The 24356-nt window shown below is 45.3% G+C and carries 25 protein-coding genes and 3 pseudogenes; 19 read left to right on the top strand and 9 right to left on the bottom strand.

The window, feature by feature from the left end:
* The first annotated feature begins 66 nt into the window (after positions 1-66).
* The 6 genes and pseudogenes from BV11031_RS17100 (at position 67) to tatC (ending at position 4365) form a co-directional block, all read left to right on the top strand.
* Positions 67-495, top strand: coding sequence for a cell wall hydrolase (locus tag BV11031_RS17100; protein ID WP_010331409.1), 429 nt, complete (start codon positions 67-69; stop codon positions 493-495).
* Positions 496-595: 100 nt separating this feature from the next.
* The gene (locus BV11031_RS17095) at positions 596-1327 is read left to right on the top strand and encodes a vWA domain-containing protein (protein WP_010331408.1); all 732 of its coding nucleotides are present in this window, start codon (positions 596-598) and stop codon (positions 1325-1327) included.
* A 79-nt stretch (positions 1328-1406) separates the two neighbouring features.
* Positions 1407-1583: pseudogene (locus tag BV11031_RS17090) on the top strand (hypothetical protein).
* Positions 1584-1601: 18 nt separating this feature from the next.
* Positions 1602-3353, top strand: a complete 1752-nt coding sequence (gene phoD, locus BV11031_RS17085; RefSeq protein ID WP_010331406.1) for an alkaline phosphatase PhoD — start codon at positions 1602-1604, stop codon at positions 3351-3353.
* A gap of 13 nt (positions 3354-3366) precedes the next feature.
* Entirely contained in the window at positions 3367-3579 is a 213-nt protein-coding gene (tatAD, locus tag BV11031_RS17080; protein ID WP_003223835.1) for a sec-independent protein translocase protein TatAD, read from the top strand.
* A 60-nt stretch (positions 3580-3639) separates the two neighbouring features.
* Positions 3640-4365: a twin-arginine translocase subunit TatC gene (gene tatC / locus BV11031_RS17075; protein WP_010331405.1), complete on the top strand. Its 726-nt coding sequence runs from the start codon at positions 3640-3642 to the stop codon at positions 4363-4365.
* Here tatC and pcp read toward each other — a convergent pair.
* Positions 4362-5009 carry a pyroglutamyl-peptidase I gene (gene pcp / locus BV11031_RS17070; RefSeq protein ID WP_010331404.1) on the bottom strand — a complete coding sequence of 216 codons (648 nt, stop codon included), beginning with the start codon at positions 5007-5009 and terminating at the stop codon, positions 4362-4364. The genes tatC and pcp overlap by 4 nt on opposite strands.
* A gap of 79 nt (positions 5010-5088) precedes the next feature.
* Between pcp and BV11031_RS17065 the strand changes: the two genes are divergently transcribed.
* On the top strand, positions 5089-6198 hold the full coding sequence (locus BV11031_RS17065; protein WP_010331403.1) for an aminotransferase class V-fold PLP-dependent enzyme: 1110 nt from the start codon (positions 5089-5091) through the stop codon (positions 6196-6198).
* Between the two features lie 57 nt (positions 6199-6255).
* On the opposite strand, the gene lmr(B) is transcribed toward BV11031_RS17065, so the two are convergent.
* The 3 genes from lmr(B) to BV11031_RS23195 all read right to left on the bottom strand — a co-directional run bounded on the left by lmr(B) (position 6256) and on the right by BV11031_RS23195 (position 8838).
* Positions 6256-7695, bottom strand: a complete 1440-nt coding sequence (gene lmr(B) / locus BV11031_RS17060) for a lincomycin efflux MFS transporter Lmr(B) (protein WP_082246421.1) — start codon at positions 7693-7695, stop codon at positions 6256-6258.
* A 55-nt stretch (positions 7696-7750) separates the two neighbouring features.
* Positions 7751-8317: a transcriptional regulator LmrA gene (gene lmrA, locus BV11031_RS17055; protein ID WP_010331401.1), complete on the bottom strand. Its 567-nt coding sequence runs from the start codon at positions 8315-8317 to the stop codon at positions 7751-7753.
* Positions 8318-8712: 395 nt separating this feature from the next.
* Complete coding sequence (locus BV11031_RS23195; RefSeq protein ID WP_257392331.1) at positions 8713-8838, bottom strand: hypothetical protein; 126 nt, start codon at positions 8836-8838, stop codon at positions 8713-8715.
* A 273-nt stretch (positions 8839-9111) separates the two neighbouring features.
* Between BV11031_RS23195 and estA the strand changes: the two genes are divergently transcribed.
* Complete coding sequence (gene estA, locus BV11031_RS17050; RefSeq protein ID WP_010331400.1) at positions 9112-9750, top strand: lipase EstA; 639 nt, start codon at positions 9112-9114, stop codon at positions 9748-9750.
* Positions 9751-9788: 38 nt separating this feature from the next.
* On the opposite strand, the gene BV11031_RS17045 is transcribed toward estA, so the two are convergent.
* Positions 9789-10172: an RDD family protein gene (locus BV11031_RS17045; RefSeq protein ID WP_010331399.1), complete on the bottom strand. Its 384-nt coding sequence runs from the start codon at positions 10170-10172 to the stop codon at positions 9789-9791.
* Between the two features lie 233 nt (positions 10173-10405).
* Between BV11031_RS17045 and BV11031_RS17040 the strand changes: the two genes are divergently transcribed.
* Positions 10406-11482: a helix-turn-helix domain-containing protein gene (locus tag BV11031_RS17040; protein WP_010331398.1), complete on the top strand. Its 1077-nt coding sequence runs from the start codon at positions 10406-10408 to the stop codon at positions 11480-11482.
* Positions 11483-11520: 38 nt separating this feature from the next.
* Here the strand turns inward: BV11031_RS17040 and BV11031_RS17035 are convergent.
* Positions 11521-11673: pseudogene (locus BV11031_RS17035) on the bottom strand (ATP-binding protein); the annotation flags it as partial.
* On the opposite strand from BV11031_RS17035, the pseudogene BV11031_RS17030 reads away from it, so the two are divergent.
* Positions 11667-11783, top strand: a pseudogene (locus BV11031_RS17030) (sodium ABC transporter permease); the annotation flags it as partial. The pseudogenes BV11031_RS17035 and BV11031_RS17030 overlap by 7 nt on opposite strands.
* Positions 11784-11918: 135 nt before the next feature.
* On the top strand, positions 11919-12851 hold the full coding sequence (locus BV11031_RS17025) for an aldo/keto reductase (protein WP_010331396.1): 933 nt from the start codon (positions 11919-11921) through the stop codon (positions 12849-12851).
* A gap of 37 nt (positions 12852-12888) precedes the next feature.
* Here BV11031_RS17025 and BV11031_RS17020 read toward each other — a convergent pair whose 3' ends face one another.
* Positions 12889-13956 (bottom strand): DUF5105 domain-containing protein, encoded by a 1068-nt coding sequence (locus BV11031_RS17020; protein ID WP_010331395.1) that lies wholly within the window; start codon positions 13954-13956, stop codon positions 12889-12891.
* Between the two features lie 21 nt (positions 13957-13977).
* Positions 13978-14109, bottom strand: a complete 132-nt coding sequence (locus tag BV11031_RS17015; RefSeq protein ID WP_128568276.1) for a hypothetical protein — start codon at positions 14107-14109, stop codon at positions 13978-13980.
* Between the two features lie 165 nt (positions 14110-14274).
* On the opposite strand from BV11031_RS17015, the gene BV11031_RS17010 reads away from it, so the two are divergent.
* Positions 14275-15696: a YcdB/YcdC domain-containing protein gene (locus BV11031_RS17010; protein WP_041952629.1), complete on the top strand. Its 1422-nt coding sequence runs from the start codon at positions 14275-14277 to the stop codon at positions 15694-15696.
* Between the two features lie 186 nt (positions 15697-15882).
* Positions 15883-17238 carry a YcdB/YcdC domain-containing protein gene (locus BV11031_RS17005; RefSeq protein WP_026014588.1) on the top strand — a complete coding sequence of 452 codons (1356 nt, stop codon included), beginning with the start codon at positions 15883-15885 and terminating at the stop codon, positions 17236-17238.
* Positions 17239-17244: 6 nt separating this feature from the next.
* Here BV11031_RS17005 and BV11031_RS17000 read toward each other — a convergent pair whose 3' ends face one another.
* Positions 17245-17748 carry a peptidoglycan L-alanyl-D-glutamate endopeptidase CwlK gene (locus tag BV11031_RS17000; RefSeq protein ID WP_010331392.1) on the bottom strand — a complete coding sequence of 168 codons (504 nt, stop codon included), beginning with the start codon at positions 17746-17748 and terminating at the stop codon, positions 17245-17247.
* 122 nt (positions 17749-17870) lie between these two features.
* On the opposite strand from BV11031_RS17000, the gene rapJ reads away from it, so the two are divergent.
* The 6 genes from rapJ (at position 17871) to znuB (ending at position 24329) form a co-directional block, all read left to right on the top strand.
* A complete protein-coding gene (gene rapJ, locus BV11031_RS16995; protein ID WP_010331391.1) occupies positions 17871-18992 on the top strand; it encodes a response regulator aspartate phosphatase RapJ in 1122 nt (373 codons plus the stop codon).
* Between the two features lie 107 nt (positions 18993-19099).
* The gene (locus BV11031_RS16990) at positions 19100-19876 is read left to right on the top strand and encodes an SDR family oxidoreductase (protein WP_010331389.1); all 777 of its coding nucleotides are present in this window, start codon (positions 19100-19102) and stop codon (positions 19874-19876) included.
* A 22-nt stretch (positions 19877-19898) separates the two neighbouring features.
* Positions 19899-21590: a glycoside hydrolase family 13 protein gene (locus BV11031_RS16985; RefSeq protein ID WP_010331388.1), complete on the top strand. Its 1692-nt coding sequence runs from the start codon at positions 19899-19901 to the stop codon at positions 21588-21590.
* 181 nt (positions 21591-21771) lie between these two features.
* Positions 21772-22773, top strand: a complete 1002-nt coding sequence (locus BV11031_RS16980) for a metal ABC transporter substrate-binding protein (protein WP_010331387.1) — start codon at positions 21772-21774, stop codon at positions 22771-22773.
* Between the two features lie 60 nt (positions 22774-22833).
* Positions 22834-23529, top strand: coding sequence for a zinc ABC transporter ATP-binding protein ZnuC (gene znuC / locus BV11031_RS16975; RefSeq protein WP_010331386.1), 696 nt, complete (start codon positions 22834-22836; stop codon positions 23527-23529).
* A complete protein-coding gene (znuB, locus tag BV11031_RS16970) occupies positions 23487-24329 on the top strand; it encodes a zinc ABC transporter permease ZnuB (protein WP_010331385.1) in 843 nt (280 codons plus the stop codon). Before znuC ends, znuB begins: the two co-directional genes overlap by 43 nt.
* Positions 24330-24356 lie beyond the last annotated feature (27 nt).

Genomic DNA, 24356 nt, shown 5'->3' with positions numbered 1-24356 from the left:
TGTCCCTCCGTCATCACTTTTGAAGTCATGAAATATGATGAAAGGAGATCAAGGGGAGGTGACGTGATGGCGGTCGTAAGAGCAACGAGCGAGGATATCGATTTGCTGGCAAGGCTGCTCAGAGCTGAAGCGGAAGGCGAAGGCAAGCAGGGAATGCTGCTTGTCGGCAATGTGGGAATTAATCGGCTGCGGGCAAATTGCTCAGATTTTAAAGGCCTCCGCACCATCAGGCAGATGATTTTTCAGCCGCACGCATTTGAGGCGGTGACGCATGGATATTTTTATCAAAGGGCACGGGAGAGCGAGAAAAGCCTTGCACGCCGGTCGATTAATGGCGAAAGGATCTGGCCTGCAAAATTTAGTTTGTGGTACTTCAGACCGGAGGGGGACTGTCCGCCCCAGTGGTATAATCAACCATTTGTAGCCAGATACAAGTCACACTGCTTTTATCAGCCGACTGGGGAAACGTGTGAAAATGTATATAACACATTTTAGAGACAGGGCGCCGTTCAAATCGAACGGTGTCTTTTATTTGAAAAATATACAATGGAAAATATTCCTGTGAGATAATGAAAGTAAAAACGGAGATGACAGAATGGCAACAATAGACCTGCAAAAGAAAAGCGTAAAGATCGTACTGGAGAAAAAGCAATTAACGAAGGTGACGGCCCGTGTCGGACTGGTGCTTGATATCACGGGGTCCATGAGAGCGCTCTATAAAAACGGAACGGTTCAAAACGTGGTGGAACGGATATTGGCAGTGGCCGATCAATTTGATGATAACGGCTTACTGGATGTATGGGTGTATGATAACGAATTCTCCCGATTAAAGCCAGTTTCTGAAAAGGATTTTTCAGGCTATGTCGATCGTGAAATTTTACATAATGACCGCTTGCATAAATTCGGCAGAAATGATGAGCCGCCGGTCATGAAGGACGTGCTGCGCAAATACGTTGCAGAGGAACCGAGTTCTTATCCCGCTTTCGTCGTTTTTATTAATGACGGAGGTTGTAAAAAGTCGATCAAACCAATTATTGCAGCCTCTTCTGACAAGCCGGTGTTTTGGCAGTTTGTCGGCATTGGAAACGGAAACTTTGATTTTCTCAATAAACTGGATACGTTAGAAGGACGCGCTGTTGATAATACGAATTTCCTGCGTATTGAAGAAATCGACCGCATTTCTGATGATGAGCTTTATGATGCTCTGCTTACTGAATTTCCATTTTGGCTGAAAGAAGCGAGGCAAAAAGGCATTGTAAGAGAACAAGAGCCTCCTGCTGAAAAGCCGAAAAAGAAGGGTTTTTTCAGCAGATTGTTTTCAAAATAACTGATACGGCACTGAGTCATTCTGCGAAATGGCTCGGTGTTTTTGTTTTTTTAAGATCCTGTGAAGAAAAATAGTTCGAATGGGCGGCTTGCAATCGACAGGATAAGCGGAAAAAGCGCCATTAAGCCAGCTTTCGATACGAATCAGCAGCAGGTTTGTGAGCGAAGACCTGTTTTTGATGTTCAACGCTTACAATCGGTTCATACTTCTTCACAGCCGTTTAACAATGATCTCCTATAATGGAGGCGATCAATGAGAAGAGAGGGGATCTTGAATGGCACACGACAATCGTTTTGATGAATGGGTACAGAAACTGAAAGAGGAAAGCTTTCAAAACAATACGTTTGACCGCCGCAAATTTATTCAAGGTGCGGGGAAGATTGCAGGGCTTTCGCTTGGATTAACCATCGCTCAGTCAATCGGTGCATTTGAAGTCAATGCTGCGCCTAGGTTCTCTAGCTATCCGTTTACATTAGGGGTCGCGTCTGGAGATCCGCTTTCTGACAGTGTCGTGCTCTGGACGCGTCTTGCGCCAGATCCGCTGAACGGCGGGGGAATGCCGAAACAGGCGGTCCCGGTCAAATGGGAGGTTGCAAAGGATGAACATTTCCGCAAGATTGTGAGAAAGGGCACCGAGATGGCCAAACCGAACCTCGCCCACTCTGTTCACGTTGAGGCGGACGGGCTTGAGCCGAACAAAGTGTACTATTACCGTTTCAAAACCGGACATGAACTAAGCCCTGTCGGAAAAACAAAAACGCTGCCTGCCCCGGGCGCCAATGTGCCGCAGATGACTTTTGCGTTCGCTTCCTGTCAGCAATATGAGCATGGATATTATACGGCCTACAAGCATATGGCGAAGGAAAAGCTTGATCTTGTCTTCCATCTCGGTGATTACATCTATGAATATGGCCCAAATGAATATGTTTCAAAAACAGGCAATGTCCGCACGCACAACAGCGCGGAAATCATTACGCTGGAAGACTATCGGAACCGCCATGCCCAATACCGCTCTGATGCTAATTTAAAAGCTGCGCATGCGGCGTTCCCTTGGGTTGTGACGTGGGATGACCACGAAGTCGAAAATAACTATGCCAATAAAATACCGGAAAAAGGACAGTCGGTTGAAGCATTCGTACTCCGCCGTGCGGCTGCGTATCAGGCGTACTATGAACATATGCCGCTTCGCATCTCCTCTCTGCCGAATGGCCCTGATATGCAGCTGTACCGTCACTTTACGTACGGAAACCTGGCGTCCTTCAATGTTCTTGATACCCGCCAGTACAGGGATGACCAAGCCAATAACGACGGCAATAAGCCGCCTTCTGATGAATCGCGCAATCCGAATCGGACCCTTTTAGGAAAAGAACAGGAGCAGTGGCTCTTCAACAATTTGAGCAGCTCGACCGCGCACTGGAATGTGCTGGCGCAGCAGATTTTCTTTGCGAAGTGGAATTTTGGGACAAGCGCAAGCCCAATCTACAGCATGGATTCGTGGGACGGCTACCCTGCCCAGCGCGAGCGGGTTATCAATTTTATTAAAAGCAAAAACCTGAATAATGTTGTTGTGCTGACAGGTGATGTACACGCAAGCTGGGCATCGAATTTGCATGTCGACTTTGAGAAAACAAGTTCAAACATTTTCGGGGCTGAATTTGTCGGAACCTCGATCACTTCTGGAGGAAACGGCGCGGATAAGCGGGCGGACACAGACAAAATTTTAAAAGAAAATCCGCATATCAAGTTCTTTAATGACTATCGCGGATATGTCCGCTGTACTGTGACGCCTCACCAGTGGAAAGCCGATTATCGGGTGATGCCGTTTGTGACAGAGCCTGGCGCAGCCGTTTCAACAAGGGCTTCATTCGTTTATCAAAAGGACCAAACCGGGTTAAGAAAGGTTTCCTCCACAACCATCCAAGGCGGCGTGAAGCAATCTGATGAAGTCGAAGAGGACCGTTTCTTTGCGCACAACACAGCCCATGAAAAACAAATGATTAAAAAACGGGCAAAAATCACGAATTAAGGAGTGAATAAGTATGTTTTCAAACATTGGGATACCGGGCTTGATTCTGATCTTTGTCATCGCCCTCATTATTTTTGGCCCTTCAAAGCTGCCCGAAATCGGACGAGCTGCCGGACGGACACTGCTGGAATTTAAAAGCGCCACAAAATCACTTGTGTCTGGTGATGAAAAAGAAGAAAAATCGGCTGAGCTGACAGCGGTCAAGCAGGACAAAAACGCGGGCTGAGTGCTGATGAGGCAGACACCGGGTCTGCCTCTTTTTTTATAAAAGGGAGGGCTTTTTTGAATGGATAAAAAAGAAACCCATCTGATCGGGCATTTAGAAGAGCTTCGCCGCCGGATTATCGCGACTCTCGCGGTATTTCTTCTATTTCTCATCACGGCTTTTTTGTTTGTGCAGGATATTTATGACTGGCTGATCAGGGATTTGGATGGGAAGCTGGCTGTACTTGGGCCGAGTGAAATCCTCTGGGTGTATATGATGCTTGCCGGCATTTGTGCCATTGCGGCTTCCATCCCTGTTGCCGCGTACCAGCTGTGGCGTTTCGTTGCCCCGGCTTTGACAAAAACGGAGCGCAAGGTGACGCTCATGTACATACCCGGGTTGTTTGCGTTGTTTTTGGCGGGGATCTCTTTCGGATACTTTGTCTTGTTTCCGATCGTACTCAGTTTTTTGACTCATTTGTCTTCCGGCCATTTTGAAACGATGTTTACAGCTGACCGTTATTTCAGGTTTATGGTGAATTTGAGCCTGCCGTTTGGCTTTCTGTTTGAAATGCCTTTAGTGGTGATGTTTTTAACAAGACTGGGCATCTTAAATCCTTACCGGCTGGCCAAAGCGAGAAAGCTGTCCTATTTTTTGTTGATTGTCGTGTCCGTATTGATTACACCGCCTGATTTCATTTCTGATTTTCTCGTCATGATTCCGCTGCTTGTCCTGTTTGAAGTGAGTGTCACCTTATCGGCGTTTGTTTACAAAAAGAGACTGACAAGCGAAACGGCGGCCGCTTAGTGCAGCGTACCGCCGGGTGACTTCACATCCTGATCGTATTGTGCTGCCGTAACAGCGGCGATCCTCAATGCCCGGACAATCGTGTCCAGGCTGAGGCTCGGCGCTGTTTTGTCGATGGTCTGTTCAGGAATGAAAGGAATATGAATAAATCCGCCGCGAATGTGTGAAGATGTCCGGCTAATGTGATCCATTAACCCGTAGAACAAATAGTTGCATACAAATGTGCCCGCCGTATGAGAAACAGCGGCTGGTATGCCGTTTTCCTTCATTTTCTCAGTCATCCTTTTCACGGGAAGCCCGGTCCAGTATGCGGCAGGCCCGCCTGGAGAAATCTCTTCATCAATCGGCTGCTGGCCTTCATTATCGGGGATGCGCGCGTCTGCGAGATTGATCGCGACCCGTTCCGGCGTGATCTGCATCCGTCCGCCGGCTTGGCCAACGCAGATCACGATATCCGGCTGATGCTTCTGAATAGCTTGCCGCAGAGTGTCCAAAGCGGTTTTAAAGACAGTCGGAATTTGTGCTGCTGTGATGATGGCTCCATCTGTCTCGAAGCCATTCAGCTGTTTCGCCGCTTCCCATGATGGATTGACTTTTTCTTTGTCAAAAGGGTCAAAGCCTGTGATCAGCACTTTTTTTCTCATCTTCCCATCTCCTTTTTTCTTTTATTCTATTGTTTATTTTTGGGTTTTTCACCAAAATAATAGAAAGGAGTGAATCACAATGGAGCATTTGCCGCAGCAGTATCGCCAGCTGTTCCCAACTGTGCAGACACATACGATGCTTGCCAGCTGTTCTCAGAGCGCGTTGGCAGAGCCTGTGTCAAGGGCGATCAAAGACTATCATGACAGCCTGTTGCTTATGGGAACGAACTGGAATGAAGCAATCGAAAAAACAGAGAGTGCGAGAAACGAGTTTGCAAAGCTGATAGGGGCTGGACCGGATGAAATTGCGGTTGTGCCGTCAGTTTCTGATGCGCTGGTCTCTGTCGCATCGTCTTTATCTGGTTTTCGAAAGAAGCATGTTGTGTATACGGAGATGGATTTTCCGGCGGTGTCCCATGTTTGGCAGGCGCAATCCGATTATACCGTATCTGTCATTCCAACAATAGACGGTAGATTGCACCCCAAACAATATGAAAAAGATATCACAGATGAAACAGTGCTGACGTGTGTTCCGCACGTTCATTATCGGGACGGCTTTGTTCAGGATGTAAAAGCGATCGCAGAGATGTCTAAGAAAAAGGGTTCTTTGTTATTTGTGGATGCTTATCAATCAGCGGGGCACATTCCCATTGATGTGAAGGAGTGGGGCGTAGATATGCTGGCAGCAGGCACCCGGAAGTATTTGCTCGGCATACCGGGAATGGCATTTCTTTATGTGAGAAAGGAGCTTGCGGACGCACTGAAGCCGAAGTCATCAGCTTGGTTTGGCAGGAACGGATTTGATGCGGCTTATGCCACAGGCGCGCGTCGTTTTCAAACAGGCACTCCTGCTTTTATCAGTGTATACGCCGCGGCATCGGCTTTATCACTGCTGAACCATATCGGAGTTTCCCGCATCCGGGAGCATGTGAAAACGATCTGTGCTGATGCATGTCAATATGCTGCTGATAAAGGCCTGCAGCTGGCGGCGGCACCAGCGGGGGATCATCCGGGTATAGTCGCGATCTGGGATGAGCGGGCATCTGAAACGGCGGCGCTGCTAAAGAAGAAAAAAGTGATTTGCGCGCCGCGGGACACTCTCATTCGTCTCGCTCCCCACTTTTACAACACGAAGGATGAATTGCGCCATGCGATTGATGAAATCGCGGCGGTTTTCTCCGCACGCTGATTGCGGCACATGTAAACAAACAAAAGCCCCTGACCTTGAGATCAGGGGCTTTCCATATTAATGATCAACCTTCACCCGCTTCAAAAAGAAAGCGCCAATTAAACCGATAATCGCCACAATCATCGCAAACACAAACGCGTGCTGTATGCCCGCTGTCAAAGCCTGCGGGATGACTGCCGGATCGGCGGGGTTTTTGGCTGTGCTCAAATAATCATGCTGGCCCGCAGCCATAATGCTGACCGCAACCGCTGTTCCGATAGCGCCCGCCATTTGCTGGAGCGTATTCATGATGGCGGTGCCGTCTGGATAAAACTCAGGCGGAAGCTGGTTTAAACCATTTGTCTGCGCAGGCATCATGATCATAGAGATTCCGATCATCAAGCAGGTGTGCAAGATGATAATCATCACAGCCGTTGAAGTGGTTGTGATGTTTGAGAAGAACCAAAGGACAACAGTCACAATCACAAATCCCGGGATGACAAGCCATTTCGGTCCGTATTTGTCGAACAGACGGCCTGTAACAGGGGACATAAATCCGTTTAAAACGCCGCCCGGCAAGAGAATAAGGCCAGAGGCAAATGCCGTCAGGACTAAGCCGCCTTGCAAATACATCGGCAGAAGCAGCATAGAGGACAGGATGACCATCATGCAAATGAACACCATGAGCACGCCCAAAATAAACATCGGATATTTGAACGCACGGAGGTTGATCATTGGCTGCTTCATCGTCAGCTGGCGGATTGAAAACAGGATAAGACCGACAACGCCAACAATCAGCGAGACGATAACAGTCGGGCTGGACCATCCGCCGGAGCCTTCACCCGCGTTGCTGAATCCAAACACGATGCCGCCAAAACCAATCGTGGACAGGATGATAGACAATATATCAATTTTCGGCTTTGTAATCTCAGATACATTTTGCATGTATGCGATACCGAAAACAAGGGCCAGCACAAGGAACGGAAGAGAGATCCAGAAAATCCAGTGCCAGTTGAGATGCTCCAGAACCAATCCGGAGAAAGTCGGGCCGATGGCGGGTGCAAACATAATGACAAGTCCGATCGTCCCCATCGCCGCGCCTCGTTTATGAGGCGGGAAAATCACCAAAATCGTGTTAAACATCAGCGGCAATAACAGCCCCGTTCCAATAGCCTGAACGATCCTCGCCGCTAATAAAAACGGGAAGCTGGGCGCAAGCGCCGCGATCAAGGTGCCTGCAATTGAAAAGATCAGTGACACGGTAAAAAGCTGTCTTGTTGTGAACCACTGCAAGAGCAGGCCTGATACAGGAACGAGGATACCAAGCACTAGCAGGTAGCCTGTCGTCAACCATTGAACGGTTGCTGCTGTAATATTTAATTCCTTCATAAGATCGGTTAACGCGATATTCAGTGCCGTTTCACTGAACATGCCGATAAAACCGGCCAACAGCAAGGAAATCATAATCGGCATCACTTTGTATTGCGGAGATGCTTTAGCTGCTGTTTCCAAAATCATTTCCCCTCTCTGTCAGCTGAATGTATTCATTCAGCTTATATAAGTATGTCTCTTTTTATCTCTTCAGCAGGGCGGGTATGCGGTTGGAGATATGAAGGAGCGGTGTGCTGTTTTTTGCCGTCAATGATAGAAGGATACCGCCTTCAATCATCGCGTTAATCACGGTGCTGGCTTCCTTAGCATGGCTCTCGCTGCAGCCCGCCTTCCGCAGTTTTTCCTCATACACAGATGCCCACTCTTTGTAGGCTTCATGGCAGGCTTCCCTCAATGATTCGCTTTTCAATGACGTCTCAGCCGCAAGCAAGCCGACAGGCAAGCCTTCAATGTCTTCCGTACATGAAAATTGGCAGGAGAGCTCCTTCAAAAAGGATTGAATGCCTTCCGCCGGATCGGTGCAGGCTTCCATGCAGTCCGCGATTTTCTGGCGGATATAGTCCTTCATCTCATTCACCGCTTCGATCGCGAGTTGTTCTTTACCGCCCGGAAAGTGGTAATAAAGAGAGCCTTTAGGCGCGCCGCTTTCCTTTATAATCTGGCTCAGCCCCGTGCCGTAATACCCCTGCAGCTGAAATAACCGGGTAGCTGCTGAAAGAATTTTCTCACGGGAATCTCCATAACTCATCACATTCCCACCTCACTGAATTGCAATCAAAAATAAAAATATAGTGACTGGTCTATTATCTTGATTCAACCATCAGTTGTCAAGAGAAATTGACTGTATGAAAAACAAAAATTAAAGGGTCTCTGGGTCCTTTTAGCTTTCTTTATCTTTGAATTTGCTAATGATAAAATGATGTAAGAAACCGATAAGGGAGGTCTCCCTCATTTGCGATTCAATAGATACACAATGATCCTCATCCTTCTTGCCGCAGCATCTCATGTCATTTCAATATACGTATTTCACCAAGGGATTCTAGCTTACCTACTTGCCATTGTCTTTTTATTAGCAGCTGGATACTCCACGAAATCAACGAAACCCAAAGACGAGAATCAAACCAAATCAAAAAGAGAAAAGGATTACTCTCCTTCTCTCTTTTTTTTGTGCCTGATCCACACACCATCAAAAATGAAAGCAGCTGTCATCACAACAACTAAAACGATGATTGTCACTGTGAAAGAAAAATGTTCTCTTATATTTGCCATAAATAACGCCCCTAAAGCCCCAAACACAAAACCCTTTACTATATTCAACGCGAAGTTCAAACCTTTCATCATTTGATTGGTCGTGAGTACAAAGATGAATGACCTCAAAAACGGCGAGGAGATTGTCAATATTTATATTTTAAAACGAAAATAGGAAAATATTCTCTCTCCAAACCTTAAAATCTCTTTAAAAATAAGGTAAAATTACCCTTTACCTAACTAATTTGGTAACGTAATATAATTGAAGAATTTGTTACAAAAAAGGAGGAAATTATGAAATTTGTAAAAAGTAAGTTCATTGCACTTGTAACAATTTTGGCGCTGTCAGTTACATCGCTGTTTGCGGTGCAGCCGTCAGCAAAGGCTGCTGAACACAATCCTGTTGTTATGGTACATGGTATTGGAGGAGCATCATACAATTTTTCGGGAATCAAGAGTTATCTTGTCTCTCAGGGCTGGTCACGGAGCAAGCTGTATGCAGTTGATTTTTGGGACAAGACAGGCACGAATTATAACAATGGCCCTGTATTATCACGTTTTGTGAAAAAGGTGTTGGACGAAACAGGTGCGAAAAAAGTGGATATTGTCGCTCACAGCATGGGGGGCGCGAACACACTTTATTACATAAAAAATCTGGACGGCGGAAATAAAATTGAAAACGTCGTAACGCTTGGCGGCGCGAATCGTTTGACGACAGGCAAGGCGCTTCCGGGAACAGATCCTAATCAAAAGATTTTGTACACATCCATTTACAGCAGTGCCGATATGATTGTCATGAATTACTTATCAAAATTAGACGGTGCCAAAAACGTTCAAATTCATGGTGTTGGCCACATCGGGCTTCTATACAGCAGCCAAGTCAACAGCCTGATTAAAGAAGGGCTCAACGGCGGGGGCCAAAATACGAACTAATAAGAAACATAACCTTGAAGAATGTCTATTCTTCAAGGTTATTCTGCTTTCAGCACAATGGTTTTCGCAGCCATATCATGAACGGCTTGTTTTTTCTTCGTAAAGGCGGCTGTTAAATAGATCAGGCGGGAGAACACATGCACCCAAGAGATCATGTAACGGGCAATAGCCTGTGGGAAGGTGATTTTTTCGTAGGTTTCGTCCCTCACAATTTGCAGCCCGATGATTTTTTTTCCGAGTGTACCCTTCCAATTTGTCAGCGGCATCAGCAATGGATACACAAGCAACACCAATATGGCGGTAACAATGACGCCGGCGGACCCATCGCCAAACGTAAATCCGGATGCCACAATCACTGCGGCTGCTATGATCACATCAAGTAGTAAAGCGCAGGCGCGCAGCATAAAACCAGCTGGTTCCAACATAAACACTTCCTTACATTTTGATAAACACCTAATGATTGTAAAAAAGAAGGGCCTTTAGATGGAATAGGTTATAAGTCTTAAATCACGAAAAAAAGGTAAAATATCATAGGTAAATAGACACGATCACCAAGCTTTTCATATTGCCAAATTCTTTTTTAGCCCGAAACCAAGCCCTCAGAAGTTATTTTTGTTAAAATAGAAAAGTTACAACAGAATTCGGAGGGTTTATTGTGGGAAAAGTGAAACGAAATGCTCCTTGCCCATGTGGCAGCGGCAAGAAATATAAAAAATGCTGCGGAAGTAAAGTTGTCGACTTCCCGACAGAACTAGCGGCAAAAGAAGCAAAACAAATTCAGGAAGACCTAGTGGAGTTTGCCTTCACAGTACATAGAGAAAGCATGTCAGGATTTATCAACCAGCATGAATTTCTTTCTGCTATGGACAGACAGACGAAAGATATCAGCGTATTTAATTTAGGGATCTGGGGAATCTTCTTCCACCCTCTTGCTGGTGAAAAGACCATTTTCGAAGATTATCTTCAGAAAAAAGGCGATTCGATCACTCGTCCGAAAACGCGTGACATCGTTGAATCATGGAAGAGCATGACGCCTGCGTTATTGCTGCTGCAAGACTTGAAAGAAGGTGTCATTCACTTTGAGGATGTCATTACGACAAAACAATTCGAAGTAGAAATGGACGCCAACAATCAAGACTTACCGCCAGTGGGAAGCCTGATTCTCGGATACCCAATCCATGAGGCCGAAAAAGCGGAATTCTTCATGCAGTTCACGATCTTCCCGGTGAAGAGAACCGAAGCGCTGATCAGCAAGGTGAAGAAATATGCGGATGCCGCTGTGAAGAACGGCAAAACGCCTGAGGACTTCATGAAGCAAGAATTCAACAGCGTTCTATTCGCACTGTTAGCGGAGAAGGATGAAGAGCCGCAAGCAGAGGCAGCGGAAGAAAGCAATGTTGAGTGGGCAAACGACTTGGAGAAAGAAACAGCTGCGGCTATCGAAGAAGGCATGAGCGGAGATGAGTATCCGACTGAACTAATTCCGGCTGTCATTGACATTTGGAAAACATTCTGCGAGAAAAAATCACCAGTCATCAGAAAGCCGGAAGCTTTTGCAGCGGCAGTTGAATATTATGTGAATGCGATTTCTCTTAACGGGGTGTCCGTATCTCAAGCCAAATTGGCGAAAAAATACGGCGTCAGCGCATCAACGATTTCCAGCCGCTACAAAGAAATTGAAAGCACGCTGCAAGATGAAGCGGATCGTTTTGCGCAAGCATTATCATCTTAACGAAAAAACCTTGAAAAGCCGGGCTTTTCAAGGTTTTTTTATTTCTGGAACGGTATCTTGATCTCTAGCCGGAAGACAGGATGGCGGTAGGTAAAATCTAATTTGCCGGAAGCGCTTTTCACCAGTTTTTGAATGATGTACGTGCCCATGCCTTCATGAGCACCGCTTTTCGTTGAACGGCCAAATGATTGACCCAGCTGCCATTCTATACACGGCAGGAACCATCGCCGTGCTCATCGCCATATTCTATTTACTGGCCAGAGCCTTCTTCTTGAAGGATAAATGGGTTCTGCCAAAATAAACTTGCAAAAGGAGAAATACACTTTCTCCTTTTTGTATATCCTGAAAAAAGAAGGAAAATAGAAAAAGGATATCTAATACAGAAAGTGACCCTGCCCTATTTTTCATCAAAATTGGTTTCAAAGGAGAAGGAACAATGGATCAAACACGTACACTTGGCAAGACGAAGCTGCAGGTGAAGCGGATCGGATTCGGCGCGAATGCGGTCGGCGGGCATAATCTATTTCCAAATCTGAATGATGAGACAGGGAAGGATTTGGTGCGCACAGCATTGGATGGCGGCGTCAACTTTATCGATACCGCCTTTATATACGGATTGGGGCGTTCTGAAGAATTAATCGGCAAAGTTGTGCAGGAACGCGGCATGCGGAATGAGCTCATCATTGCCACTAAAGGGGCCCATAAAGAAGCGGATGGCAGCATTGAATTAGACAACAGCCGTGAGTTTCTGCGCGGCGAAGTGGAAAAGAGCCTGAAGCGGCTGAAAACAGATTACATTGATTTGTATTATGTTCATTTCCCTGATGGCAAAACCCCTCTCGCTGAGGTGGCAGGCACGCTGAAGGAGTTGAAGGATGAGGGCAAAATCAAAGCGATCGGCGCTTCGAACCTCGATGATCAGCAGCTGCAGGAATTTAATGCAGACGGCTATTTGGAGGTCTTCCAGGCAGAATACTCTCTCATTCAGCGTGATGCTGAGAAGGGGATTCTTCCATACTGTGAAAAACACGGCATTTCCTTTATTCCTTATTTTCCGCTCGCGTCCGGACTGCTGACAGGTAAATTCACGAAGGATACGGTCTTTCATGACTTCAGAAAGGATAAGCCGGAATTTCAGGGGGAAACGTTTATTCACAATCTTAGAAAAGTAGAAAAGCTGAAAGCGGTGGCGGAGGAGAAACAAGCGGAGACGACACATGTCGCCTTGGCGTGGCTGTTAACGAGACCAGCGATAGACGCCATCATTCCAGGCGCTAAACGTCCGGAGCAGTTGAAAGATAACTTGAAAACCTTGAACATTGAACTGACCGAAGATGAAGTGGAATTTATCAGCAAGATATTCACATAAAAAAGGAAATAGCCGCGGTGGCTATTTCCTTTGGTGTTTATTTTTGTATGAAAGCTTCGACTAAATCTGCCGCTCTGTAATCGTCCATATCAAGCTGCCATTGGTCGATGTCATTTTTCTTCATTTTGACTTCAATCTTCTCTTCAGTTGATGCTGGCCCAAGTTTTTGAAATTCTTCTGGATAAACTTTCAGCGCGTACTTTAATGCTTCATTATCATCGGCATCAGGGCCCTTTTTGTTGTAGAAATCTTCCATCCTTTCTTTTAAACGATCAGAAAGAGTAGAGGCGTCAATAGGTTTTACTGTTGCTTGCACAACAGCTTCATCTCCTGAGATAGATGTAGTCTCGGCTTTGAATGAAGCACTTTTGCTCAAACCAGCTTTTATGCCGTTTAAAATGCCATCAAGCGATGCATTGTTAACTTCACTGCTATACAGGCCTGAACCTCGCAGAAAGCCATCCTTAGCGTTTTGATTAAATTCATTTACTATTTTGTTTTTATTAGCTCCGGTGATTTTTTCGAATTCTGGATTGTTTTTACCGTACATGAGCACATCTATATAAGCAGATAATGCTTTGGCAGAGTCTTGAAGTTGATCAGCTGTTGCTAAGACTTTTTTATCATTACCGTCAATTTTAAATGTAAATGATTTTGGTTTTTTATCACCATAGTATTCCGGCATATAATTAAGCTCGTATTTCTTTCCTTTATTTACAATATAGAAAAGGTTCCCTTCAACGGATTTGTCAGCGTCAATTGTGCTGTTACGCAGCTTTTCGTTATAGTCTTCGGGATCTGAGTCCGACATCTTGGTGTCATCTTGGTACAAAGTAAAATCCATGCTGTCTACATTCAGTGGTTCTTTCCCTGTGTTTTTCACAGCGACATTGACTTTTAATACGATCTGGTCATCTGTAGTGGACTTATTATATTTAGACGGCAGTGCATAAGAGACATCTTTAATTTTCACTTGAGCTATATCTGAGCTTTTTTCTGTTTCTGACTCTTTCTTTTCTGCGCTTGTTTTGCTTCCGGAACAAGCTGCTGTAAACAACATCAGCAGAAGAATTAAGAAAACAGCGTACGTTTTTTTCTGAAACATTCTTTTTCCTCCTTAAATCGTTTAGGGCGGGAGAGTCTTTTGTCTTTGAGAAATGGATCTTTTTGAATGGAATAGCATTTTATAACCAAAAAAATCAGTTCTTTTCTCACGGTTTTCACCGGATTTTTTGGAAACTCCGCCCTTCTTTGTCATAAATGGACCTATAAAAAGTTACAACGTGATTAATTTTAAGATTATTGGCTTTCATATTGAATAGGTTCATCATCCTGTTTTTGGTGAAAAATGTTCTGGTAAAACTGGTAAACTCAGAAATTTGTGTATTTTAGACTATTACTTTCAGATCATTTAGAGAGTGACATTCGAACGAAGAAAGGGGCTGTCTTAGTGAAAATAGAGCAATTAAAACAAAAAGCACTGGAAATAGGCCGTGTGCCGCAGCAGTATCAACTGGAAATTGAAGACTATGGAGATGAACAGAAAAGGGCGTATTTTTGCTGGATAGATCCGCAGGATGAAAACAAAGGGATCATCGTAGAGCTTGGACCCGACGGACAGCTGGAAGGACTTTCTCGAGATGTTGAGCTTGAAAGCGATGAGAAGCTGTCTGAAGACCAAATAGAAAATATCTTGATTCAGTTCGTGAACTTTCATTATGCGGAGGCTCCGAATGCTTTCGTCCGTCAAGAAAACGATGAGGCATATGATGATAAAGTAAGGTTTTCATATGTTCAAATGGAAGACGGGATGCCGCTTCCTATGAGCGGTTTTATGGCTGATGTCTCCTTATCAGGGGAGGTGGTGTACTTTCGGTATTACGGGAAAGCGGGCAACATAATGAAACCGGAACGGGTCGCAGATGAAAAAGAAGCACTGGCTTATTTCAAGAAAAGTGCAGATGTCACTCTCCTGTTTGAGGTTCTCCATCGCTCTGTCTACAAAAACGGAGACGATCAGCCGCATTTGGTGTATGAGCCTGAATGCAGAGCCATCACCGTACCCGCGGATTTGGTTCTAGAAGAACGGGCGATTGATGACGATAACAGGGAGCGTGAAAGTTTTCCCCTTCCTTTATTCGAAGATATTTACGAAAAGGCTGATCTCGGCAGCATGATCGGTATCGAAAAAGAGTTTGTCAAAGAGCGGGAAGCCGATTTGGGAGACGGGAGAATCGGAACCGTTTGGCGGAATCCAGCTGATCCTGTATATGAGCCTGTGGATAAAAGCATGGACAGCTGGTTTCGAGGTCGGTTTCATCAAGTGCTGAAAACCATCCATAACAAAGAGACCGGAAAGCTCGAAGGTGTCATGTCGTTTATAGACGAAAAAGGGCCGTATACCGTTAGTGAGGCAGAGTGCGAAAAAATCGCGATTCGCTTCCTATTTGCTTTATTTCCGAATGCCGATCAATATTTTAAGATCAGGTACGACGAACCGGATGAAGAGGAAAACGCAGTCGCTGGTTTTACATTTGATGCGCACTGTCATGGAGTGCCGCTCCGGTTTGGGCAGACCAGAATCTGCGTCAGCCGCCAGACCGGACACATTACCGCTTATATGGCGCCGGATATTGACCCGAAGGAGCTGGAACCCATTCAACCGGTTCCGGCCATTTCAGCAGAACAGGCGAAGGCAATCTTCTGGCAGCATTTTAAAGTTGAGCTTGGCTGGGAGAGGGAATACCGAGATGATGAAGAAAACAGCTACCGGCTCGTCTACAAGCCGATGTATCCGCGTTTTATCGAAGCCCATACAGGAGAGCCAGTGATGAGTTTATGGTAAAACTGTGAAAAGCCGCACAAATGCCGCTAATATAGAAGATGAAGTGTGATGAAAGTAACAGAAAGAATCTTCGAGAATAAAGACAATAATAGAAAAGGACCTTTCTTCACTTTAAATGAAGAAGGGTCCTTTTATATAATAAACAGGATTCTCTTTGTCGTAGACTCTTTTGAAAGGATGACTTCATTGGTGAATAAACAGCTGAAAAAGAAGGCGCAAGAGATCGGGAATGTACCGCCGCATTATGATCTTGAGATAGAAGATTACGGCCAAAAGAAAAAGGGGCAGGCGTACTTCATCTGGAAGGACCCTGAAGATCCTGAAAAGCATATTACAATCGAACTTGGAAATGACGGCGCTTTGCTCACCTTTTCAACAACCGTTCGCTTCGAGGCGGACAAAAAGCTCCCGGATGCCGAGCTGAAGCTGAGGGCTCTTCAATTTGCTGCTGCCAACCATCCCGGCACCTTTATGACATTTCATTTTCAGGGCAAGGAAGAACGGGGGCAGTACATCCGTTTTATATATGCCAAAATGGAAATGGGGCTACCGCTTCCCAATTCAGGTTTTTTGATTGATATGACACGAAGCGGACAGATTGTCCATTTTTTATATTATGGAGAAGAGCATAAAGCCAAAGTCCCTAAGGAATTTGTAGCAAAAGAGAAGGTTGTGGCGCATTACGTAAATACAATGTCCCTGCAGCTGATGTACGATGTCATAGACGGCGAACAGGCACCAAGGCTTTTGTATGAACCGATTCTGCCAGGGTACAGCTATCCCGCCGATGTTGACGAAATCGTTCCCGACCAGCATATCGCTGATGAGAGAATAGAAAACGGGGCGCCCCTGCCGCCGCTTCAGAACACGGGCGAAATCGATATATACACCATGCTCGGCTTCACCTCTGATATGCAGAAAGTCAGTGAAAAGGACTTTGGGGAAGAAATGGGAAGCACATGGCGCAAAGGAGACGCGCCGGAGCGGAAGGATTTAAGCATAGGGAGTTATTTTGAGACGAGAAATAAAAACACAATCAAAATAAAAACGGATAAAAGAACAGGGAAATTAAGAGCAGCGATCTCTTTTATGGAACAGCGGACCACCCGCCAATGCTCAATAGAAGAATGCCGAAGGACAGCGCTTCAATTTTTGTATGCGCTCTATCCTAGAGCGGCTGAGTTTTTCAAAGCGAATCCCGTCCTCATTGATGAAAGAGGGAGAGTCCGAAACCATTTCTCTGTCTGGTATAAAGGAGTACCGCTGAGGTTCGGCGCTGCCCGGATCATTGTCAATCCGGAAACTGGAATGATAGATGCTTTTATGGCGCCGGATATTGATCCTGAACAATTACAAACAATCAATCACAGGCCGGATGTGTCAGTCCAAGAAGCGAGAGAAACATTTTTAGCCGCTTTTGATGTGAAGCTGGTATGGCAGCCTGATTTTACAGCAGGCAGTGTGCAGCATTACAAGCTTGTATATCAACCGGTTTATCCTTCCTATATTGATGCGAACATAAGGAAAAAGAAAAGGCTGTGAGGGTGTCTAGTCAGGAATCATCTGCAAGTGGGGATAGTCTTTGAATCGTTTCCAGTCCCCGCCCCACTCAAAACCGAGCTTTTTGGCAATCTCGACAACCTCCAGCCAATCTGATTGACCGTTTTGATTGCCGTCATATTCTATATCCCAAATGATGCTGCCATCCTTTTTTCGCAGGGCGAAATCGATAGCTAAACCATAGTTATGATACGATTCCCCTCCTCTTGCATAGGTGACAATATTCCCTTTTTTTGTGCGTCCCTGTTTATATAATTCGTCTTGTTCCTCAAAGGACCTAAATCCTTCTGTAATGACAATGTGAATGCCTTTATTCGCTGCTGCGGCCTTGAGGGCCTCGGCATTTTGTTTCACAATCGGATGAAGATCCGAAGGGACAGGCATATCCTGGAGAGCGTTTTGAGAATGCCATTCGTTTCGTATATAGCTAAAACACAGATCAAGAAGAAACAGAATACATAAGATAACAGAAATTTTTGCGGATAATTTCATATTGGTCTCACTTTCTCATGATGTGCTGAATGTTTTCGCTTTTAAGCGATTGACTCTCTCTAAAAGAGAACAGCTATGATAAAATATAACATAAATAGTATCTGGAGGAAGGAGGCAGACCGATGAGAGCAAAAATTCCATCTGAGGAAGTAGCAGTAAAGCTAAACGAATGGTACAAGCTCATTCGCGCATTTGAAGCAGATCAAGCAGAAGCGTTAAAGCAGGAGATCGAATACGATTTAGAAGACATGGAAGAAAATCAGGACTTGCTATTATATTTTTCTTTGATGGAATTCCGGCATCGAATCATGCTGGATAAGCTGATGCCGGTGAAAGACAGCGACACCAAGCCTCCGTTCTCTGATATGCTGAACGAAATTGAAAGCAATCAGCAAAAACTCACAGGCTTATTGGAATACTATTTTTATTATTTCAGAGGGATGTACGAATTTAAGCAGAAAAATTTTATCATAGCCATTGACCATTACAAACATGCCGAGGAAAAGCTCGAGTATGTTGAGGATGAAATCGAAAAAGCCGAGTTTCTTTTTAAGGTTGCAGAAGTGTATTATTACATCAAACAAACGTATTTTTCCATGAATTATGCGAGTCAGGCGCTTGATATCTATACGAAATATGAGCTGTACGGCCGCCGCCGCGTGCAGTGTGAATTTATCATCGCCGGAAATCTGACAGATGTCTATCATTATGAAAAGGCGCTCACACACTTGTGCAGTGCCTTAGATCATGCAAGGCAGCTTGAAGAAGCGTACATGATCGCTGCAGCCCATTATAATGTCGGAAACTGTAAGTACAGTCTAGGAGATTTTAATGAAGCGGAGGGCTATATCAAAACAGCCGCCGCCATTTTTGAGGAGCATAGCTTTCAGCAGGCTGTTCAAGCCGTTTTTTCACTAACCCATATCTATTGTAAACAGGGGAAATACGGAAAAGCGACAGAGGTGTATGACCGCGGGATCAAGAGCGCTGCTGAATGGGAAGATGACATGTACTTGACGAAATTCCGCCTCATTCATGAGCTCTATCTTGGCAGCGGCGACCGGAACGTGCTTGAAGAATGCTTTGACCTGCTGGAATCCCGCCAGCTTCTTGCAGATGCAGAAGAACTGCTGCATGATACAGCGGAACATTTCAATCAGCAAGAACGTTATGAGTCTGCCGCTTTCTTTTACCGCAGATTGATGGATATTAAAAAGAAGCTTGCTGAGCAGCGTTTTCAATAGAAAAGGCAGAGAACATTTCCGTTCTCTGCTTTTTTTATGCTGTTTTCAACCCGGAAAAATAGGGTATTTTCCACTACATAATAGAAAATCAGGGGAGGATATCGTTTATGTTTAAAGATTTAACCGGAAAAACAGCGATTGTGACAGGTTCTTCAAAAGGCATCGGAAAAGCCATTGCGGAACGGTTTGGACTGGAGAAAATGAATGTTGTTGTGAACTACCACAGTGACCCTTCTGGTGCCGATGAAACGGTGGACATCATTAAGGATAACGGAGGGAAAGCTGTCGCAGTTGAGGCGGATGTATCAAAAGAAGAAGGGATTCAGGCGCTCATGGACACCGCTTTAGAGCATTTCGGCACGCTCGATGTCATGGTGAACAACTCGGGTTTTAACGGCACGGAGGCTATGCCGCATAAGATGAGTCTTGAAGATTGGCAAAGAGTCATTGATGTCAACGTTACAGGAACCTTTCTGGGAGCCAAAGCAGCGCTTAGCCACATGATGAAAAACAACATCAAAGGCAATGTACTGAATATCTCGAGCGTTCACCAGCAGATCCCGCGCCCCGTAAACGTTCAGTATTCCACATCCAAAGGCGGCATCAAGATGATGACAGAAACGCTGGCACTCAATTATGCGGATAAAGGAATCCGCGTCAACGCGATAGCGCCCGGCACTATAGCGACAGAATCAAATATTGATACAAAAGAAGAAGAAAACAGGCAAAAACAGCTGAAAAAAATTCCGATGAACGCTTTCGGAAAGCCGGAAGAAGTGGCGGCAGCAGCGGCTTGGCTCGTATCTGAGGAAGCGAGTTATGTAACGGGCACCACACTCTTCGTCGACGGCGGGATGACACTCTATCCGTCTCAGTTTGAATAGAATAAAACAGGGGGATTGCGGGATGAAAACAGACTGGTGGAAGGATGCGGTGGTCTATCAAATTTATCCGAGAAGCTTTCAAGACAGCAATGGAGATGGAATTGGGGACTTGCGGGGATTGATTTCCCGCCTTGATTACATAAAGGAACTCGGAGCAGACGTGATTTGGATTTGCCCGATTTATCCTTCTCCGAATGTTGATTTCGGCTATGATGTGACGGACCATAGGACGATTATGGATTCATATGGAACGATGGACGATTTTCACGAGCTGCTTGACCAGGTGCACCAGCGCGGATTAAAGCTGGTGATGGATTTTGTGTTAAACCATACTTCGGTGGAGCATCCTTGGTTTAAAGAAGCTGAGCTGGACAAAAACAGCAAATACCGCAGCTATTACTATTGGCGCCCCGGCATAAAGAACGGCCCGCCGACGGACTGGGTGTCTGACTACGGATGCTCGGTCTGGCAATACGAGGAGCATACGGGAGAATATTATCTCCACATGAATGCCGTCAAACAAGCTGATTTAAATTGGGAACATCCCGAGGTGCGCCAAGCGGTGTTTGACATGATGAGATTTTGGCTTGATAAAGGGGTCGACGGGTTGCGCATTGATCAGCTCCATCTCATTTCGAAGAAAGAATATCTTCCTTCGTATGAGGACTATCTCAATCAGCAGGCAGAGCCGCAGCCTTTCCAGCCAAATGGCGAACGAATTCATGACTATTTAAAAGAAATGACAGATGAAGTATTTTCCCGGTACGATGTGATGTCTGTCGGGGAGGTTGGCAGTGTCACACCGGAGGAAGGACTGAAATATACGGGGACTGATAAGCATGAGCTGAATATGATTTTTCACTTTCAGCATATGGAGCTTGACCAGCAGCCCGGAAAAGAACATTGGGATCTGAAGCCCCTTGAGCTTTCTGATTTAAAGTCGGTTTTGACCACATGGCAAAAGAAGCTTGAACATGAAGGCTGGAATACCTTGTATTGGTGCAACCATGACCAGCCCCGGATTGTGTCCAGATTTGGAGACGATCGGGAATACCGTAAAGCATCCGCGAAAATGCTCGCCACCGTTCTTTATCTCATGAAGGGAACGCCGTATATTTATCAGGGAGAAGAAATCGGGATGACAAACGCGCCGTTTACCCGGATTGAGGATTACAAAGATATCCAAACGATCAATATGTATCATAAACGGGTGTTTGAACAAGGCTATGATCAAGAAGAAGTGATGAGGTCAATTTTAGCCAAAAGCCGGGATCACGCCCGGACGCCAATGCAGTGGAGCAGCGGCAAAAATGCCGGATTTACTGACGGCACACCTTGGCTGAAGGTCAACCCGAACTTTGCGTCCATCAATGTGGAGGAAGCCCAGGCAGACCCTGATTCCATCTTAACCTATTATAAAAAGCTGATCAGCCTGAGAAAGCAGTACGCTGATCTCATCAAAGGAAGCTATGAACTTTTGCTTCCGGATGATCCGCAGCTGTTTGTGTACATTAGAGAAAATGGCAAACAACAGCTCTTGTCCGTGAATAACTTTTCAAAAGAGCAAGCTGTTTTCAGGTGGCCTAAGAGCTGCGGCAAGTTTCAGGCCTCCCTGCTTCTCAGCAACTATAAAAACAACGGTGACCTTGCTGATGAAATGGTGTTTCAGCCTTATGAAAGCAGGGTGTATCTTCTGGACAATTCAATCAAATGACTCAGCCCGGCATTTTCAGCCGGGTTTTTTACGTACATATAGTAGCGCTATAGACGGAAAGAATAACATCAAAATGAAATTTACGCTTGCAAAACGGAATGACTTCGGTTTATTATGATAGAGGATTACAAAATCGTTATCATTTTGATTTAAAGTTACTGAAAAAGAGGGGATATAAGATATGTTTAAAAAATGGAGCGGCTTGTTTGTGATGGCAGCATGCTTTTTATTGGTAGCAGCATGCGGCAATACCTCATCATCAAAAGGGGCGGCGGATTCAAAGAGTGATAAACTGCACATTGCCACAACCTTCTACCCGATGTATGATTTTACAAAACAAATCGTAAAAGACAAAGCTGAGGTTGACTTGCTCATTCCATCATCCATTGAACCGCATGATTGGGAACCGACACCGAAAGACATTGCCAACATTCAGGATGCTGATTTGTTCGTTTATAATAGTGAATACATGGAAACTTGGGTTCCGTCCGCTGAAAAAAGCATGGGCCAAGACCATGCCGTTTTCGTTAATGCGAGCAAAGGCATTGATTTAATGGAAGGCTCTGAAGAAGAACACGAAGAGCATGAAGAGCATGAAGAGCATGGTGAGCACGAAGAGCACGGAGACCACGAGGAGCATGAGCACAGCCACAGCCATGAAATGGACCCTCACGTATGGCTCAGCCCTGTTCTTGCGCAGCAAGAAGTAAAAAATATTACGGCGCAAATTGTCAAGCAGGACCCGGATAACAAAGAATACTATGAGAAAAATAGTAAAGAATATATTGCAAAACTGCAGGATCTTGATAAACTATATCGTACAACCGTAAAAAAAGCGGCGAAGAAAGAATTCATCACACAGCATACAGCTTTTAGCTATTTGGCAAAAGAATACGGTTTGAAGCAGGTTCCGATTGCAGGCCTTTCGCCTAACCAAGAACCGAGCGCAGCCGACTTAGCGAAATTAAAAACGTATGCCAAAGAACATGACATCAATGTCATTTACTTTGAAGAGGCTGCATCCTCCAAAGTAGCAGATACGCTGGCCAATGAACTTGGCGCGAAGACTGAAGTGTTGAATACACTGGAAGGCTTAAGTAAGGAAGAACAAGATAAAGGGTTAGGGTATATCGACATTATGAAACAAAACCTCGATGCCCTGAAAGATTCACTATTAGATTAATCATAAGATAGTGTGCGCCGGAGGGTGCACACTATTTCTTTGTGAGAAAGGAAGATTGACATGAATCTCGTCTCATTGAAAGATATCGTTTTCGGCTATTCCCATACGCCTGTTTTGGATAAAGTATCACTTGATATAGAAAGCGGTGAGTTTGTCGGCATCACGGGCCCAAACGGCGCCGCTAAATCGACGCTTATGAAAGTAATGCTCGGCATGCTGAAACCGTGGGAAGGCACAGTGACGATCAGCAAAAAGAATGCAGAAGGAAAACGCCTGACCATCGGGTATGTGCCGCAGCAAATTTCCTCATTTAATGCCGGCTTTCCGAGCACGGTGCTGGAGCTTGTGCAGTCAGGCCGCTATACAAAAGGGAAATGGTTCAAACGTTTAAATGAAGAAGATCATATCGAAGTGGAAAAAGCATTGAAAATGGTGGAAATGTGGGAGCTGCGCTATCGGAAAATCGGCGACCTATCAGGCGGACAGAAGCAGAAAATCTGTATTGCGAGAATGCTTGCCAGCAATCCGGATCTCTTAATGCTGGACGAACCGACAACAGCCGTTGACTACGACAGCAGAAAAGGATTTTACGAATTTATGCACCATCTCGTGAAAAATCACAATCGCACAGTGGTAATGGTTACTCACGAACAAAATGAAGTACAGCAATTTTTAGATAAAGTGATTCGATTAGAGAGAGGAGAAAAAGGCGGATGGAAATGTTTGACTTGGAATTCATGCGACGAGCTTTTCTAGCAGGCGGCATGATCGCCATCATGGCTCCGATACTAGGAGTGTATCTCGTTCTCAGAAGACAGGCCTTAATGGCTGACACACTTTCACATATTTCATTGTCGGGTGTGGCCATCGGCTTTTTCCTTAGCACCAATATTACCGCGGCGAGCATCGTCGTCGTAACCATCGGCGCAATCGGAATCGAATACATGCGGCGGGCGTACCGGACATATTCAGAAGTGTCCATTGCCATCTTAATGGCGGCTGGTTTGTCCTTCGCGATGTTTTTAATCAGCCTCTCAAAAGGCGCCGCCACTATGAGCATCGATCAATATCTATTTGGATCGCTCGTGACAGTCAACCAGCAGCAGGTCTACATTATCGGCATCATTACACTGCTGATTCTGCTATATTTTATCGTACTCAAAAGGCCGCTCTACCTGCTGACGTTTGATGAAGCAACAGCAAAAACATCAGGAATCAATACAAACGTTCTGTCGATGTCATTCAGTATCGTGACAGGGCTTGCGATTTCGGTCATTATTCCGATCATTGGGGTCCTTCTTGTATCAGCCCTGCTCGTATTGCCGGCAGCATTCGCTATCAGAATTGCAAAAGGCTTCAAGTGGGTATTTATTACGGCGGTGCTCATTTCGCTATTCAGCGTATTTATGGGACTGACATCATCTTATCAGCTCGGAACGCCGCCAGGGCCGTCTATTACCCTGCTTTTGATCGTGCTGCTTTTGATTGGATTTGTGGTTCAGGGCGTTTGGATGTTTATGAAAAAAGAAACCCTGCGCAAAAAAAGCCGCGGGTAACGCAAAAAGCAGTTTTTCCATTGGAAA

The organism is Bacillus vallismortis, from assembly GCF_004116955.1.
GTDB lineage: Bacteria > Bacillota > Bacilli > Bacillales > Bacillaceae > Bacillus > Bacillus vallismortis.
This window is presented reverse-complemented; position numbering and strand designations above follow the sequence as displayed.

Bases quoted from the DNA above. Each gene is read 5' to 3' on its own strand.
- BV11031_RS17100 (WP_010331409.1), top strand. From the start codon at position 67: ATGGCGGTCGTAAGAGCAACGAGCGAGGATATCGATTTGCTGGCAAGG.
- BV11031_RS17095 (WP_010331408.1), top strand. From the start codon at position 596: ATGGCAACAATAGACCTGCAAAAGAAAAGCGTAAAGATCGTACTGGAG.
- phoD (WP_010331406.1), top strand. From the start codon at position 1,602: ATGGCACACGACAATCGTTTTGATGAATGGGTACAGAAACTGAAAGAG.
- tatAD (WP_003223835.1), top strand. From the start codon at position 3,367: ATGTTTTCAAACATTGGGATACCGGGCTTGATTCTGATCTTTGTCATC.
- tatC (WP_010331405.1), top strand. From the start codon at position 3,640: ATGGATAAAAAAGAAACCCATCTGATCGGGCATTTAGAAGAGCTTCGC.
- pcp (WP_010331404.1), bottom strand. From the start codon at position 5,009: ATGAGAAAAAAAGTGCTGATCACAGGCTTTGACCCTTTTGACAAAGAA.
- BV11031_RS17065 (WP_010331403.1), top strand. From the start codon at position 5,089: ATGGAGCATTTGCCGCAGCAGTATCGCCAGCTGTTCCCAACTGTGCAG.
- lmrA (WP_010331401.1), bottom strand. From the start codon at position 8,317: ATGAGTTATGGAGATTCCCGTGAGAAAATTCTTTCAGCAGCTACCCGG.
- BV11031_RS23195 (WP_257392331.1), bottom strand. From the start codon at position 8,838: ATGGCAAATATAAGAGAACATTTTTCTTTCACAGTGACAATCATCGTT.
- estA (WP_010331400.1), top strand. From the start codon at position 9,112: ATGAAATTTGTAAAAAGTAAGTTCATTGCACTTGTAACAATTTTGGCG.
- BV11031_RS17025 (WP_010331396.1), top strand. From the start codon at position 11,919: ATGGATCAAACACGTACACTTGGCAAGACGAAGCTGCAGGTGAAGCGG.
- BV11031_RS17020 (WP_010331395.1), bottom strand. From the start codon at position 13,956: ATGTTTCAGAAAAAAACGTACGCTGTTTTCTTAATTCTTCTGCTGATG.
- BV11031_RS17015 (WP_128568276.1), bottom strand. From the start codon at position 14,109: ATGACAAAGAAGGGCGGAGTTTCCAAAAAATCCGGTGAAAACCGTGAG.
- BV11031_RS17000 (WP_010331392.1), bottom strand. From the start codon at position 17,748: ATGAAATTATCCGCAAAAATTTCTGTTATCTTATGTATTCTGTTTCTT.
- rapJ (WP_010331391.1), top strand. From the start codon at position 17,871: ATGAGAGCAAAAATTCCATCTGAGGAAGTAGCAGTAAAGCTAAACGAA.
- BV11031_RS16990 (WP_010331389.1), top strand. From the start codon at position 19,100: ATGTTTAAAGATTTAACCGGAAAAACAGCGATTGTGACAGGTTCTTCA.
- BV11031_RS16985 (WP_010331388.1), top strand. From the start codon at position 19,899: ATGAAAACAGACTGGTGGAAGGATGCGGTGGTCTATCAAATTTATCCG.
- BV11031_RS16980 (WP_010331387.1), top strand. From the start codon at position 21,772: ATGTTTAAAAAATGGAGCGGCTTGTTTGTGATGGCAGCATGCTTTTTA.
- znuC (WP_010331386.1), top strand. From the start codon at position 22,834: ATGAATCTCGTCTCATTGAAAGATATCGTTTTCGGCTATTCCCATACG.
- znuB (WP_010331385.1), top strand. From the start codon at position 23,487: ATGGAAATGTTTGACTTGGAATTCATGCGACGAGCTTTTCTAGCAGGC.